This is a genomic window from Hydrogenophaga bisanensis, assembly GCF_042665135.1.
GTDB classification, from domain to species: domain Bacteria; phylum Pseudomonadota; class Gammaproteobacteria; order Burkholderiales; family Burkholderiaceae_C; genus Hydrogenophaga; species Hydrogenophaga bisanensis.
This window is the reverse complement of sequence record NZ_JBHTBX010000001.1, coordinates 131,092-145,578: the sequence shown is the minus strand read 5'-3', so window position 1 is coordinate 145,578 and position 14,487 is coordinate 131,092. Positions and strand designations below refer to the sequence as shown.

General features: G+C 63.4%; 12 protein-coding genes. 8 read left to right on the top strand and 4 right to left on the bottom strand.

Translation table 11 applies throughout. The annotated features are described in order from the left end of the window. The first annotated feature begins 17 nt into the window (after positions 1-17). Positions 18-2,069, top strand: a complete 2,052-nt coding sequence (locus ACFQNJ_RS00720) for an acetyl-CoA carboxylase biotin carboxylase subunit (RefSeq protein WP_382253098.1) — start codon at positions 18-20, stop codon at positions 2,067-2,069. Next, the gene (locus ACFQNJ_RS00715) at positions 2,066-2,641 is read left to right on the top strand and encodes a VOC family protein (RefSeq protein ID WP_382253097.1); all 576 of its coding nucleotides are present in this window, start codon (positions 2,066-2,068) and stop codon (positions 2,639-2,641) included. The genes ACFQNJ_RS00720 and ACFQNJ_RS00715 overlap by 4 nt, the downstream gene beginning before the upstream one ends. Positions 2,642-2,714: 73 nt before the next feature. On the opposite strand, the gene ACFQNJ_RS00710 is transcribed toward ACFQNJ_RS00715, so the two are convergent. Then, a complete protein-coding gene (locus ACFQNJ_RS00710) occupies positions 2,715-3,089 on the bottom strand; it encodes a cupin domain-containing protein (RefSeq protein ID WP_382253096.1) in 375 nt (124 codons plus the stop codon). Between the two features lie 175 nt (positions 3,090-3,264). On the opposite strand from ACFQNJ_RS00710, the gene ACFQNJ_RS00705 reads away from it, so the two are divergent. Both ACFQNJ_RS00705 and ACFQNJ_RS00700 read left to right on the top strand, forming a co-directional pair. Further along, a complete protein-coding gene (locus ACFQNJ_RS00705; protein WP_382253094.1) occupies positions 3,265-3,612 on the top strand; it encodes a hypothetical protein in 348 nt (115 codons plus the stop codon). Positions 3,613-3,719: 107 nt separating this feature from the next. Further along, entirely contained in the window at positions 3,720-5,351 is a 1,632-nt protein-coding gene (locus ACFQNJ_RS00700) for a methyl-accepting chemotaxis protein (RefSeq protein WP_382253093.1), read from the top strand. A gap of 23 nt (positions 5,352-5,374) precedes the next feature. Here the strand turns inward: ACFQNJ_RS00700 and rsxB are convergent, their stop codons facing one another. From rsxB to ACFQNJ_RS00685, 3 genes are all read right to left on the bottom strand, one after another. Then, on the bottom strand, positions 5,375-6,040 hold the full coding sequence (gene rsxB / locus ACFQNJ_RS00695; protein ID WP_382253091.1) for an electron transport complex subunit RsxB: 666 nt from the start codon (positions 6,038-6,040) through the stop codon (positions 5,375-5,377). A gap of 60 nt (positions 6,041-6,100) precedes the next feature. Continuing rightward, positions 6,101-7,441 carry a polyhydroxyalkanoate depolymerase gene (locus ACFQNJ_RS00690; protein ID WP_374639184.1) on the bottom strand — a complete coding sequence of 447 codons (1,341 nt, stop codon included), beginning with the start codon at positions 7,439-7,441 and terminating at the stop codon, positions 6,101-6,103. A 202-nt stretch (positions 7,442-7,643) separates the two neighbouring features. Next, the gene (locus tag ACFQNJ_RS00685) at positions 7,644-8,840 is read right to left on the bottom strand and encodes an amino acid aminotransferase (RefSeq protein WP_382253089.1); all 1,197 of its coding nucleotides are present in this window, start codon (positions 8,838-8,840) and stop codon (positions 7,644-7,646) included. A 110-nt stretch (positions 8,841-8,950) separates the two neighbouring features. On the opposite strand from ACFQNJ_RS00685, the gene uvrB reads away from it, so the two are divergent. The 4 genes from uvrB to iscR all read left to right on the top strand — a co-directional run bounded on the left by uvrB (position 8,951) and on the right by iscR (position 14,404). Beyond that, on the top strand, positions 8,951-11,056 hold the full coding sequence (uvrB, locus tag ACFQNJ_RS00680) for an excinuclease ABC subunit UvrB (protein WP_382253087.1): 2,106 nt from the start codon (positions 8,951-8,953) through the stop codon (positions 11,054-11,056). 52 nt (positions 11,057-11,108) lie between these two features. Then, positions 11,109-11,762: a LuxR C-terminal-related transcriptional regulator gene (locus ACFQNJ_RS00675; RefSeq protein WP_382253086.1), complete on the top strand. Its 654-nt coding sequence runs from the start codon at positions 11,109-11,111 to the stop codon at positions 11,760-11,762. Next, positions 11,759-13,672 carry a sensor histidine kinase gene (locus ACFQNJ_RS00670; RefSeq protein ID WP_382253084.1) on the top strand — a complete coding sequence of 638 codons (1,914 nt, stop codon included), beginning with the start codon at positions 11,759-11,761 and terminating at the stop codon, positions 13,670-13,672. Before ACFQNJ_RS00675 ends, ACFQNJ_RS00670 begins: the two co-directional genes overlap by 4 nt. 195 nt (positions 13,673-13,867) lie before the next feature. Continuing rightward, positions 13,868-14,404 carry a Fe-S cluster assembly transcriptional regulator IscR gene (gene iscR, locus ACFQNJ_RS00665; protein WP_382253083.1) on the top strand — a complete coding sequence of 179 codons (537 nt, stop codon included), beginning with the start codon at positions 13,868-13,870 and terminating at the stop codon, positions 14,402-14,404. Positions 14,405-14,487 lie beyond the last annotated feature (83 nt).

The window sequence follows — 14,487 nt, the reverse complement described above, 5'->3', positions numbered from 1 at the left end:
CCCGAGGAGAAAAGAACATGTTCAAGAAAATCCTGATTGCCAACCGCGGTGAGATCGCCTGCCGCGTCATCGCCACCGCCCGAAAGATGGGCATCGCCACCGTGGCCGTGTACTCCGAAGCCGACAAGGAAGCGCGTCACGTACGCCTGGCCGATGAGGCCGTGCTGCTGGGGCCGGCGGCCTCGCGCGAGTCCTACCTGGTGGCCGACAAGATCATCGCAGCGGTCAAGCAGACCGGCGCCGAGGCCATTCACCCTGGCTACGGCTTCCTGTCCGAGAACGAGGATTTCGCCAAGCGCTGTGAGGACGAGGGCATCGCCTTCATCGGCCCCAAGCACTACAGTATCGCGGCCATGGGCGACAAGATCGCCTCCAAGAAGCTGGCCAACGAAGCCAAGGTCAACACGATCCCTGGCTATAACGACGCGATCGAGTCGGCCGCCAAGGCGGTCGAGATCGCCAAGGGCATCGGTTATCCGGTCATGATCAAGGCCTCGGCCGGTGGCGGCGGCAAGGGCCTGCGCGTGGCCTTCAACGACAAGGAAGCACTCGAAGGCTTCACCGCCTGCCAGAACGAAGCCCGCAACAGCTTCGGCGACGACCGCATCTTCATCGAGAAGTTCGTCGAGCAACCGCGCCACATCGAGATCCAGATCGTCGGCGACAGCCACGGCAACGTGATCTACCTGAACGAGCGTGAGTGCTCGATCCAGCGCCGCCACCAGAAGGTGATCGAGGAAGCGCCATCGCCCTTCATCAGCGAAGCCACCCGCAAGGCCATGGGCGAGCAGGCCGTGGCCCTGGCCAAGGCGGTGAAATACCAGAGCGCTGGCACGGTGGAGTTCGTGGTCGGCAAGAACCAGGACTTCTACTTCCTGGAAATGAACACCCGTCTGCAGGTCGAGCACCCGGTGACCGAGTGCATCACCGGCCTGGATCTGGTGGAACTCATGATCCGCGTGGCCGCCGGCGAGAAGCTGCCCCTGACCCAGGCCGACGTCAAACGCGACGGCTGGGCCATCGAGTGCCGGATCAACGCCGAGGATCCGTTCCGCAACTTCCTGCCGTCCACCGGCCGCCTGGTGCGTTTCACGCCCCCGACCGAGACCATGTGGCAGGCGGACACCGCCCACAAGCACGGCGTGCGCGTGGACACCGGCGTGTTCGAGGGCGGTGAAATCCCGATGTACTACGACTCGATGATCGCCAAGCTCATCGTGCACGGCAAGGACCGAAACGACGCCATTGCCAAGATGCGCGAGGCGCTCAACGGTTTCGTCATTCGCGGCATCAACAGCAACATCCCGTTCCAGGCAGCCTTGCTGGCCCACCCCGACTTCGTCTCGGGCAACTTCAACACCGGATTCATCGCTCAGCACTACGCCGGCGGCTTCCGGGCTGAGGACGTACCGCACGACGATCCGGACTTCCTGGTGGCCCTGGCCGCCTTCGTGCGTCGCAAGAGTCGCGAGCGTGCCACCGGCATCTCCGGCCAACTGCCGGGCTATGGCGTCAAGGTGGGCAAGGACTATGTGGTGATCAGCCTCGCGGCCGATGGTCAGCACGGCTACACACCGGTGCACGTCGACGAATTCGTCGGTGAAACGGGCTATGCGTCCGTCACTGTGGGCGAGAAGCGATTCAAGATCAGCTCGCCCTCGCGCCTGAACGACATCGTCATCAGCGGCGAGTGCAATGGCCAGCCCTTCACGGCCCAGATGGAGCGCGGCTCGGCCAAGAACCCGCTGGCTCTGGTGGTGCAGCACAACGGCACCAAGCTGGAGACCATGGTGGTGTCGCCCCGCATGGCCGAGCTGCACCAGCTCATGCCCTTCAAGGCGCCGCCGGACATGAGCAAATACGTGCTTTCGCCCATGCCGGGCCTGCTGGTCGGCGTGGCTGTGCAGGTCGGCCAGAAGGTGCAGGCCGGCGAGCGCGTGGCCGTCATCGAAGCCATGAAGATGGAGAACGTGCTGTTCGCCGCGGCCGACGGTGTGGTGGCCAAGGTGCTGGCGGCCAAGGGCGAGTCTTTGGTGGTCGACCAGCCGATCGTGGAGTTCGAGAAATGAGCGGCCCCCACGCTCCACCGCTGCGCGGGTCGCTGCCCCCCGAGGGGGCTGATCCGGCTTGGGGCGGCCCGGCGCCGGATCTCCGCGGCACCCCCCGTCCTTTCAAGGTGCTGGGCGTCCAGCAGATCGCCATCGGCGGCCCGGACAAGCTGCGCCTGCAGACCCTCTGGGTCGACATGCTGGGTCTGGAGAAGACCGGTACCTTCCAGAGCGAGCGCGAGAACGTCGACGAGGACATCTGTGCCATCGGCAGCGGCCCGTTCAAGGTCGAGGTGGATCTGATGCAGCCCATGGACCCGGAAAAAAAGCCTGCGGTCCACGCCACACCGCTCAACCACATCGGCCTTTGGATCGATGATCTGCCCAAGGCGGTGGAGTGGCTGAGGGCCAATGGCGTGCGTTTTGCCCCCGGCGGCATCCGAAAGGGGGCGGCGGGCTTCGACATCACCTTCCTGCACCCCAAGGCGAACGAGGAGTTTCCGATCGCAGGGGAGGGTGTGCTGATCGAACTGGTTCAGGCGCCCCCCGAGGTGGTCAGCGCCTTCGCGAAGCTGTCGGCGTCATCCACCTGACACACAAGAGGTCGAGGAGACAGACCCCGCCGGGTGGATACACGAGCGGGGTTTTTTCATGCCTGCGAAGGACCTACTCGCAGATCATGTAGGTCTTGGTCAGGTGCTCCAGCACCTCGAACTCGCCTTCGAAGCCGGGGGGGATGTAGATGCCGTCGCCAGGGCCAGCCTCCTCGTGACCGCCTTGGGCATCGTGCACGCGGCAGCGCCCATCGACGACGGTGAACAGCTCCCGCTCAGTGGGGCCCATGGCGATGCGCCAGCGACCGGGTTCGCAGCGCCAGACGCCGCAGAACACCTGTCCGGCCGGCAGCGCTTCGTCGATCAGGTTCCAGGTTTCGCGCAGCGGATTGCCGCGGATCAGGCGCTCCGGCCGGGGACGGTCGGTTTCGGGTGATCCAGCAGGCTGGGCAGTGAGTTTGATCAGGCGCGTGGAAGGTTCATTCATGGCCCGGATTGTGCCTTGCGTCACGCTTTCTCATCGCGCAGGACCAGCGGTCGGCAGACAGGATCAACGGCCAGCGGTGAAAACTGGTCGGTGAATCGCCTGCATATCCGGGGCATGGGCGCCGTCCCGATCCCCTAAATTGGCAGACATCGACCTAACCCATCGGGACACTGCCATGAATGCACATCAAGAGAGCGATCCCTCTGGCCATGCTTCCGGTGCCTTGAGCCAACTGCTGGCGGGCGGCGACAGCCGCTGGACCCTCCAGCGCCGCCAATGGCAGGAGAGGCAGCTCGCGTTGCCTTGGCCTTCGGATCTGCTGCAGTCGTTCTGCCTTTGCATGTCCAGCCGCGGCATGTGTGTCAGTCAGGCCATGATGCTGTGCGACCGGCGCTATGCCCTGGAGCAGTTGGGGCATGCGCACAACATGGGCGATGAAGCTCTGCGCCAGATGGCCATGGAACTGTTCCGTCATGACGAATCCCGGCAGAACATCGCCGCGCGACGAGAAGGAGTGCACTGATGCGGGGGGAAACCCTGAGTCACGGCGCCGATTTCATACTCAAGACAGAGGATGAATGCACCGATATAAATCCAAATGGATAAGGTCTCACCCACTCAGCCGTCGTCATGAAAGAATTCACTGTTCTGCGCCCCGGGGTTTCGCTGATGCGGCGCATGCGCCTGTCGGCAAAGCTCGGCCTGTTGGCCGCGGTTCTGATCCTCCCCTTGGTGCTTATCAGTGCCATGCTGATCCACCGGCTGCATGCGGATGTGCAGGATCACCGGGCGGAGCTCTCCACCCTGGCGGGTGCGGCCTCAGACTCCGACGCCGTAGCCCGGGTTGCTTCTCTGGAGAAAAGAATTGCTGCCGACGAGCGCTTGCTGATGGCAACCTACGCCGCCACGGGGCTTGGCGTGATCCTGGTGGCCTACCTGTTTGCGGCCCTTCGAACCAGCTTCATCCTGGATTTCCGTCGCGTGATCGAGGTCATGCGCGAAACCGCGGGCGGCAACCTTCGGGCACGTGTGCACATCAACGGGCGGGACGAGTTGGCCGAGCTGGCCCTTCTCGTCGAGCGTCTCAATGCCAGCCTCTCGGCGACGGTGGCCGAGGTGCGCAGCAACTCGGCCCTGGTGGCCTATGCCGGCAGGACATTGGCCGCTGGCAACCGAGATCTGGCGGACAGGACCGAGCAACAGGCCGCCAACCTGGAGCAGACGTCGGCCAGCGTCCAGGAACTGTCTTCGACCGTGCACCAGAACGCCCAGACGGCCCGCGAGTCAGATGAGCAGGCCATCAAGGTGCGATCAGTGGCGGAGTCCGGCGCCTCCGCCATGGAAGGCGCCATCGGATCGGTGGAAGTCATCCAGCGCAGTGCGCAGCAGATGAATGAAATCATCGGGGTGATTGACAGCCTGGCCTTCCAGACCAATATCCTGGCGCTCAATGCGGCGGTGGAGGCCGCCCGTGCAGGCGAGGCGGGCAGGGGATTTGCCGTGGTGGCCAGCGAAGTGCGAAACCTTGCCCAGCGTTCCGCCGCATCGGCCCGGGAGATCCGCCAGCTGATTGAAGCATCGACCCAGCAGGTGGACTCCAGCGTCCGCCAGATCCGGACGGCGGGCAGCAACATTTCCCAGATCGTCAATGGCGTGCGAGGCGTGGCCGCCAACATGTCCCTGATCTCCTCAGCCAGTGCCGAGCAGAGCAGTGGTTTGAGCGAGATCTCTTCCGCCGTCAAGCAGCTGGACGAAATCACCCAGCGCAACGCGCAGATGGTCGAACGTGCGGTGCAGCAGGCGAATCTGCTGGAGCATCGCGCTGAGCATCTCTCACAGGCAGTCTCCTCCTTCCAGTTGCAGCAAGGTACCGCGCAGGAAGCGATGGAGATGGTTTCGCGCGCCCTGGCGTTCCGCAGGCAGACGGGCAAGGAAGCGTTCCTGCAGGGCATCACGTCGGCCACTGGCGAGTTCTTCGATCGCGACATGTACGTGTTTGCGCTCGACAGCCAGGGCTCCTACCGGGCGTTTGGTGGCAAACCTGAGAAGGTCGGCTCACGCGTGCAGGACATCCCCGGCGTCGATGGGGCCTCCTTGCTGGCGTCCATCATTGCCCAGGCCGAACTCGAACCCGGCTGGGTGGAATACGACATCGTCAACCCGGCCACTGGGGCCGTCCAGACCAAAATGTCCTACGTCACCAAGGTCGATGACCTGTACGTGGGATGCGGGGTGTACAAGAGCGCTCCCCAGCCAGCCTGAGACAGTGGCCGTGAGGAGGCCCCTCAGCTCTCGCTGGCTTGCTCGCGCCGCTGCCGCGCCCTGGCCAACGCGGCCTCAATCACCGCACGTTTCCTGTCAAGGACTGCTGGATCGGTGTGCAGGGAATGGGCGGGCAGGTCGGCCAGTTTGGCGCGGGCTTTGGCTTCCAGCCTGGCCTCATGTTCAGTTTTCTCCCGGGCGAGCCTTGACTTGCGTGCGTCGTAGCGATCCCTGGCCTGCCGAGCCAAGGCATCTGGCCAGGCAGACCACCCGGTCTTGCTGCCGCTGACGGGCTCCAGCGAGATGCAGTCGACCGGACAGACCGGAATGCAGAGCTCACAGCCGGTGCAGTAGGACTCGATGACGGTGTGCATGTGCTTGTTGCTGCCGACGATGGCATCGGTCGGGCAGGCCTTGATGCACAGGGTGCATCCGATGCACCAGCTTTCATCGATGATGGCGACGGTGAGCGGGCCTTCAATGCCGAACTCGGGATTCAACGGCGACACCGGCCGACCGGTGATCGCCGACAAGCGCTCCACACCCTCGGTGCCACCGGGTGGACATTGGTTGATGTCGGCCTCGCCCGAAGCAATGGCCTGGGCGTAGGCCGCACAGTCCGGGTAGCCGCAGCGTGTGCATTGCGTCTGGGGCAGGGCCGCATCAATGCGGCGGGCGAAGTCATTCATGCCGGAACTATAGCCGGCGCTGCACTCAACCCCGGTCAGACACCGCCAACGGCAGTGCGGTCAGGCTGCAGTCTTGCGGTTGCGACGCGCAGCGGGGGACGTGGTGGGCGCAGCGCTGTTCACCTGGGCCGATTTGGACGGTTGGTGGTCCAGGATGAAGGCCTTGACCACCGGGTACACCATTTCCCGCCACCGGCGTCCGCTGAAAATGCCGTAGTGACCAGCGCCGGGTACCTCAAAATGCTTGTGCTGCGACGTGGCGATGCCGGTGCACAGGTCATGGGCCGCGGCCGTCTGTCCGGAACCGGAGATGTCGTCGAGTTCGCCCTCGATGGTCAGCAAGGCCGATGTCCGGATGTCCTGCGGCCGAACGCGCTCGATCTTGCCCTTTTCGTTTTTCACGTCCCAGGTGCCCTTGACCAGCTTGAACTCCTGGAAGACCGTCTCGATCGTTTGCAGGTAGTAGTCGGCATCCATGTCCAGTACCGCGTTGTACTCGTCGTAGAACGCACGGTGGCTTTCCGCGCTGGACATGTCGCCCTTGATCAGGTCCTGGAAGTAGTCGTAGTGGCTGTTGGCATGCCGGTCAGGGTTCATGGCCACGAAACCGGCGTGCTGGAGGAAGCCAGGGTAAACGCGCCGACCAGCGCCAGGGAAGTTGGTCGGTACGCGGTAGATCACGTTGTTTTCGAACCAGGCGTGACTGCGTTGCGTGGCCAGGTTGTTGACGGCGGTGGGGGACTTGCTCGCATCGATGGGGCCTCCCATCATGGTCATCGACAGGGGCGTGGTTTCCCCCCGGCTGGCCATCAATGAAACGGCGGCCAGCACCGGCACGGTGGGCTGGCAGACGCTCATGACGTGGCAGTTGCCATAGGTCTTCTGCAGGTAGCGGATGAATTCCTGGACGTAGTTGATGTAGTCGTCCAGGTGGAACTCGCCGTCGGACAGCGGCACCAGCCGAGCGTTCTTCCAGTCGGTGATATACACCTTGTGGTCCTTGAGCATGGTGCGCACCGTGTCGCGCAACAGCGTGGCGTAGTGGCCCGACAGGGGCGCCACGATCAGGACCACCGGCTGTCCCTTGAGCTTGTCCAGCGTCGGCAGATCGTCCGAAAAGCGCTTGAAGCGGCGCAGCTCGCAGAAAGGCTTGTCAATCTCCACCCGCTCGTGGATGGCGACTTCCACCCCGTCCACGTCCACGGTGCGGATGCCAAAGACCGGCTTCTCGTAGTCCTTGCCCAGTCGGTGCAGCAGGTCGAAGTAGGCCGAGACCCGTTGTGCCATGGGAATCTGGCCCAGAGGGGACAAAGGGTTGGCGTAGAGCTTGGCGGCCACCTCCGCCAGATCGGCGAAGGGTTCCATCAAGGATCGCTGGGTTTCGTAGATCTGGTAGAGCATGGGACGACCTGAAAATGGTTATGTTGCAGTGCACAATATATCAGCAAGTCGGCATGTCTGTTCTGGGAAAAACACCTAATATCTCGCAACAACTGTCACGTTCGTGAAAGGTTTGGATGCGCCTGGTCATGTGTGGGACCAGAGATTGCCAAACAAAAAGGGCCGCACTAGGCGGCCCTTCGAAGGTCTGCAACGGCGGGCGTCAGATCACCTTGGCAATCGCCTGACACACGTAGTCAATGTTCTTGCTGTTCAGGGCGGCGACACACATGCGACCGGTGTCCGTGCCATAGACACCAAATTCGCTGCGCAGGCGCACCATCTGGTCTTTGGACAGGCCGGAGTAACTGAACATGCCGATCTGGGTGGTGATGAAGCTCATGTCCTGCTGCACGCCGGCCGCTTTCAGGCCATCCACCAGCTTCTGGCGCATTTCCTTGATGCGAACGCGCATTTCACACAGCTCTATTTCCCACAGGGCACGCAGTTCGGGGTTGTTCAGCACCGCAGCGACCACCGCACCACCGTGGGTGGGCGGGTTGGAGTAATTGGTGCGGATGACGATCTTGAGTTGGCTCAGCACACGGGCGGCTTCGTCCTTGTCGGAGGCCACGACGGACAGGGCGCCGACGCGCTCACCGTAGAGGCTGAAGCTCTTGGAGAAAGAGGTGGACACGAAGATGTTCAGGCCAGCGGCCACGAACTTGCCGATCACGGCCCCGTCTTCAGCGATGCCGTGACCGAAGCCCTGGTAAGCCATGTCCAGGAAGGCGGTCAGGCCCTTGGCCTTGACGACGGCAATCACCTGGTCCCACTGGGCAGCGGTGATGTCGTAGCCGGTGGGGTTGTGGCAGCAGGCGTGCAGGACCACGATGGTGCCGGGGGCGGCAGCGTTCAGGTCGGCCAGCATGCCCTCGAAGTTGACCGAGCGGGTCGCGGCGTCGTAGTAGCGGTAGCTGCCCACTTCGAAGCCGGCGTTCTGGAAGATGGCGCGGTGGTTTTCCCAGCTCGGGTCGCTGATCAGCACCTTCGCATCCGGGCTGACCTTCTTGAGGAAATCGGCGCCGATCTTGAGACCGCCAGTGCCGCCGATGGCCTGCACGGTGGCGACACGGCCGCTCTTGACCACATCGGATTCGGCACCGAAGACCAGCGCCTTGACCGCGTTGTCATAGGCAACGATGCCATCAATGGGGAGGTAGCCACGTGGAGACGGCTTGTCCATCATGGCCTTTTCGGCCGCCTGCACACACTGCAGCAACGGCAGTTTGCCGTTGTCGTCGAAGTACACGCCCACGCCCAGGTTGACCTTGTTGGGGTTGGTGTCGGCAGCAAACTGCTCGTTCAGACCCAGGATCGGGTCGCGGGGGGCCATTTCGACGGCGGAAAACAGAGACATGTCAGGCGTCCTGAAGGGTTGGTTGCTCGGCGGCGGAGGTGATCGGTTCAACCCACCCAGCGCATCCGGTTTGCGGTACGCTGTCGGGTTAACCCGCAATTTTATCCGCCATGAACGCTGTGTCTGCTGTTCCCCTGACATTGGTCGACGACGTCGCTGCCCAGGCGGGTGAATTTGTGCGCTTTCCGGGTTCGCCTTTTGAACTGTTTCAGCCGTACCCGCCCGCTGGTGACCAGCCTACCGCCATTGCCGGTCTGGTCGAAGGCATCGAGGATGGCGAGGTGTTTCAGACCCTGCTGGGTGTGACTGGCTCGGGCAAGACCTTCACCATGGCCAATGTGATCGCCCGCATCGGGCGTCCGGCCATCGTGTTCGCACCCAACAAGACGCTGGCAGCACAGCTGTATTCGGAGTTCCGCGAGTTCTTCCCCAAGAACGCGGTCGAGTACTTCGTCAGCTACTACGACTACTACCAGCCAGAGGCTTATGTGCCGCAGCGCGACCTGTTCATCGAGAAGGACAGCGCGATCAACGAGCACATCGAACAGATGAGGCTGAGTTGTACCAAGAGCATTCTGGAGCGGCGCGACGTGGTGATCGTGGCCACCGTTTCGGCCATTTACGGCATCGGCAAGCCCGAGAGCTACCACCAGATGGTGATGACCCTGCGCGTGGGCGACAAGGCGGGACAGCGGGACATGATCGCGCAGCTGGTGCGCATGCAGTACACCCGCAATGAGCAGGACTTCTCCCGTGGCAAGTTCCGGGTGCGGGGCGACACCATCGACGTCTTCCCGGCAGAACATTCCGAGATGGCGATTCGCATCGAGCTGTTCGACGACGAGATCGAGAGCCTTCAGTTGTTCGATCCCCTGACGGGCAAGGTGCGGCAGAAGATCCCGCGCTTCACCGTGTTTCCCAGCAGCCACTACGTGACGCCGCGCGAGCAGGTGCTCAACGCCGTCGAGTCGATCAAGGCCGAGCTGGAGCAGCGGCTCAAGGAACTGGTGGGCATGGGCAAGCTGGTCGAGGCCCAGCGGCTGGAACAGCGCACCCGCTTCGATCTGGAAATGCTCAGCGAGGTGGGGCACTGCAAGGGCATCGAGAACTACTCGCGTCACCTGGCCGGCAGCCAGCCCGGCGATCCCCCGGCGACGCTGACCGACTACCTGCCGCGCGACGCGATCATGTTCCTGGACGAGAGTCACCAGATGATCGGCCAGCTCAATGCCATGTACAACGGCGACCGCCAGCGCAAGACCACGCTGGTCGAGTATGGCTTCCGTCTGCCCAGCGCGCTGGACAACCGCCCGCTGAAGTTCGAGGAGTTCGAGGCGCGCATGCGCCAGTGCATCTTCGTGTCGGCCACACCGGCCGACTACGAAAAGCAGCACGCCGGCAAGGTGGTCGAGCAGGTGGTGCGGCCTACCGGCCTGGTGGACCCGGCCATTGAGGTACGCCCCGCCACCCACCAGGTGGACGACGTGCTGCAGGAAATCCGCATCCGCGTGGAGAAGAACGAGCGGGTGCTCATCACCACGCTGACCAAGCGCATGGCCGAGCAGCTGACCGACTACCTGACCGAAAACGGCGTCAAGGTCCGCTACCTGCACAGCGATGTGGACACGGTCGAACGGGTCGAGATCATTCGCGACCTGCGACTGGGCGCCTTCGACGTGCTGGTGGGCATCAACCTGCTGCGCGAAGGCCTGGACATTCCCGAGGTGTCGCTGGTGGCCATCCTGGATGCCGACAAAGAGGGCTTCCTGCGCGCCGAGCGCAGCCTGATCCAGACGATTGGCCGTGCGGCGCGCAACCTCAACGGGCGTGCCATCCTGTACGCCGACCGCATCACCGACTCGATGAAAAAAGCCATTGACGAGACCGAGCGGCGGCGCACCAAACAGCAGGCCTTCAACGAAGCGAACGGCATCACGCCCAAGGCGCTGAACAAGCGCGTCAAGGACCTGATCGACGGGGTGTACAGCGAAAAGGCCGGCAAGGAGGCCGACCGTCTGGCCAACGAGGCGGCGGCGCGCGAACAGGCCGAGGCCATGAGCGAGAAGGACCTGGCGCGAGAGATCAAGCGGCTGGAGAAGCTGATGCTGGAGCATGCCCGCAACCTGGAGTTCGAGAAGGCGGCCCAGGTGCGCGACCAGTTGCACAGCCTCAAGGAACGGGTGCTGGGTGCCCCGGGTCTCGACCATGTCGCCTGAGACGCTCTGTCCGCTGGGTACCATCGGTGTATGTTGTCCGCCGTGACCCCACATGCACGTTGAAGCACGCATCTACCTGATTGAAGACGATCCCACCATCCTGTCCTTTGTGACGCAGGCCCTGGATGGACGTCCTGGTTGGCAACTGGTTGGACACGCGGGCAGCGTGGTTCAGGCGCTTCAAATGGCGCCAGTCAGTGGTGCCAATGTGTTCCTGGTCGACCTCGGCCTGCCCGACGGACGAGGTGAGGATCTGCTGCGTCAGCTCGCGCGAGCCTGTCCGGATGCCGAATTGCTGGTCTTTACGGTGTTCGGTGAGGAGTCCCGCCTTCTCGAGGCCTTGCAGTCGGGCGCCACGGGTTACGTGCTCAAAGGCTGTACCCACGACGAACTCCTGTCGGCCATCGATCAGATCCTCGCCGGTGGCGCCCCCATCTCGCCCATTCTGGCCAGACTGCTGCTTCGGCAATTCCGCCCGGAAGTTCCGAACGCCTCGATCACCGCCAGTCCTGAGCATCAACTGTCGGAGCGGGAAACCGAGGTCCTGAAGCTCGTTGCACAAGGGTACGTGAACAAGGAGATCGCCACCAGGCTTTCGATCTCGCCTGCCACGGTCGGCACCCACATCAAGAACCTCTACCGCAAGCTGTCAGTGCACAGCCGGGTCCAGGTGCTTCGGGCAGCGCAGGAGCGGGGGTTGCTGTGAAGCGGGATGCTGTCCGTGCGTGGATGCGGGTTCCCGCCTGGCTCTGGGCGGCAGTCCTCGTCAGCCTGATGTTGTTGACCATGGCACTGGTGACGCGGGTGGCTTCCGTGGAGGGGGCTGTCCCGATCACAGAGGCCAGGGTGTGGCAATCCGGTGAGTCCGCAGAAGATGCGTCCACCGTGTCGCTGCCCCATTCCTGGGACAACAGCCACCGCCGCTGGACTGGCGAGGCCAGTTACCGCATTGAGCTGCCTGCCGCATTGACCGAGGCGGCTCATAGCGACCCGGGCGTGGCCCTGCTGCTGCCGCGGGTGGGGGTGCACTTCCGGGTGCTGCTCAACGGGCACGAAATCGCGGGTGAAGGCTGGCACAGCAATCCCGGCTACAGCGATGCCGGTACCTATGCCCACGTGGTGCCGATCCTGCCCGGACTGCTCAAATCCGAATGGGACCGCAATGAACTGGTCGTCCAGGTCAGAGGCGAGGCCTTGCGCATCAGCGGTCTGTCGCAGGTCTGGCTCGGTCCGCAGGATGCGATCTGGCAACGACACCACTGGCTGCACTGGTGGCAGGTCGATCTCACCTGGATGGTCACCTCGGCCGCGCTGTTGCTCGGTCTGCTGTCCCTGCTCATCTGGGGCCAGACCCGGGAAAGGCTCTTTGGTCTGCTGGCGGGTGGACTGCTGGTCCTGGTTGTCCGGCTGTTCCTGTCCGTGCAGGTGCAGTTGCCCGGTTCCTTTGCGTTCTGGGATTGTGTCCACAAGCTCAGTTTCACCTGGTACTGCGGGTTTGTGTACCTGTTCATGTGGGAACTGTTCGACTTCCGTCAAGGGCTTTTCCGCAAACTGGTCAATGCCATGATGCTCGTCGCCCCCATCTGGATGCTGGTGCTGGTCCTGGCCGAGGACTACGTGCTCTACCGCGCCTGGATGACCGTGGTGATCGGGATCTGTGTCATGGCCCTGCTGGGGGTGATCCATCGCGCGCGCTGGGGCATCGATGCGAGCCAGCGGCTCATGGTCGTGGTGGGGCTGGCCGTGATGGTGACCGGTCTGCGTGACTATCTCGTGGTCCAGCTGGGTTTTCCGGGGGATATCGACATTCGCTGGATGACCCCGGGCAGCCTGGTGCTGATGTTCGCCATGGGCTGGGTGTTGCTGCACCGCTCGGTGCTGTCGCTGGAGCAGGTCGGCGCCCTCAACGCCGAACTGGCCCAGCGCGTCCGGGAGCGCGAGCAGGAGCTTCAGACCATGTTTGACCGGCTCAGGTCGGTGGAGCGGCAGCGCATCATCGAGGCCGAGCGACGGCGGCTGACGCGCGACATGCACGACGGCTTGGGCAGTCAGCTCGTGCAGGCACTCAACCTGGTCCGTGCGAGCGGCGAGAAGGTCGACAGCGCGGCGGTGGCCGGCATGATCGGGCATGCGCTGGAGGATCTGCGCATGACACTGGACTCGCTGGAGCCCATGGACGGGGATCTGGCGACCATTCTGGGCACCCTTCGCATGCGCATTGCGCCAGCGCTGGAAGCCGCCCACATCGAGCTGGACTGGCAGGTCCAGGAGGTGCCCGCCGTGCCTGGCCTGGAGGCGAGGGGGGTCATGCACCTGTTCCGCTGTCTTCAGGAAGTGTTTGCCAACGTGGTCAAGCATGCCCATGCCAGTCGGGTGACCGTCAGCACGTATACCGAGGGTGACGCGGTCGTGCTCAGCGTGTGTGACAACGGCGTCGGTCTGGGGCGTTGGGCCGCGCCGGTGGCGGGCATGGGTGGCAGGGGGATCGGCAATATCCGCATCCGGGCGGCCGAGATCGGGGCGGAGGTCCTGTTTGAACCCGCCCGCCCGGGCACCTGTGTCCGCCTGAAGTTTCGGGGCGCAGCCGAACACCAAGAAAACGGCTTTGAAGATTGATTTGTCTTGGACAAATGCGCTACACTTGCGCTAAGCCGATAAAAATACTCGGTTTTTGAGGTATACTCGACGAAAACAGTCGGGAACCATCGGCAACAGCATCACCGCAGGTGATCGGGTGGGTGGAGAAACGTCGGCTTGCCTCTGGCGGTGCCGATCCCTTTGACAGTCAAGCCATGCCCACAGGAGCTTGAAATGCGCCTCACGACCAAAGGCCGCTTTGCGGTCACCGCCATGATCGATCTGGCCCTGCGCCAGAACAACGGTCCCGTCACGCTGGCCGCCATCAGTCAGCGTCAGCAGATCTCCCTGTCCTATCTGGAGCAGCTCTTTGGCAAGCTGCGTCGCCATGAACTCGTCGAGTCCACCCGGGGGCCGGGCGGTGGCTACACCCTCGGCCGCAAAGCCCGCGACATCACGGTGGCCGACATCATCGTGTCCGTGGATGAGCCCATCGATGCCACCCAGTGCGGTGGCAAGGAAAACTGCCTCGGTGAGGGCAACCGCTGCATGACCCACGATCTGTGGTCCCAGCTCAACGCGAAGATGGTCGACTTCCTGGACTCGGTGTCCCTGCAGTCCTTGGTTGACGAGCAGATCGCCAAGGGTGTAGTGGTGGAGAATGCGCCGCTGATCAAGCGGGCCATCTCCAGTGCTCCGGTGGTCAAGCCCATCCGCGTCAACGCTCCCAATTCGGTTTTCGCCCTGGGTGGAGCCGCCTTGTCCAAGTAAACCAGACCGTCGGACGCCAGGCCTGGCAGGGGCAACGACTCCTTGAGCGTTTCCCCGGGTTCCAGGCGTGCAGCGGCCGTCTG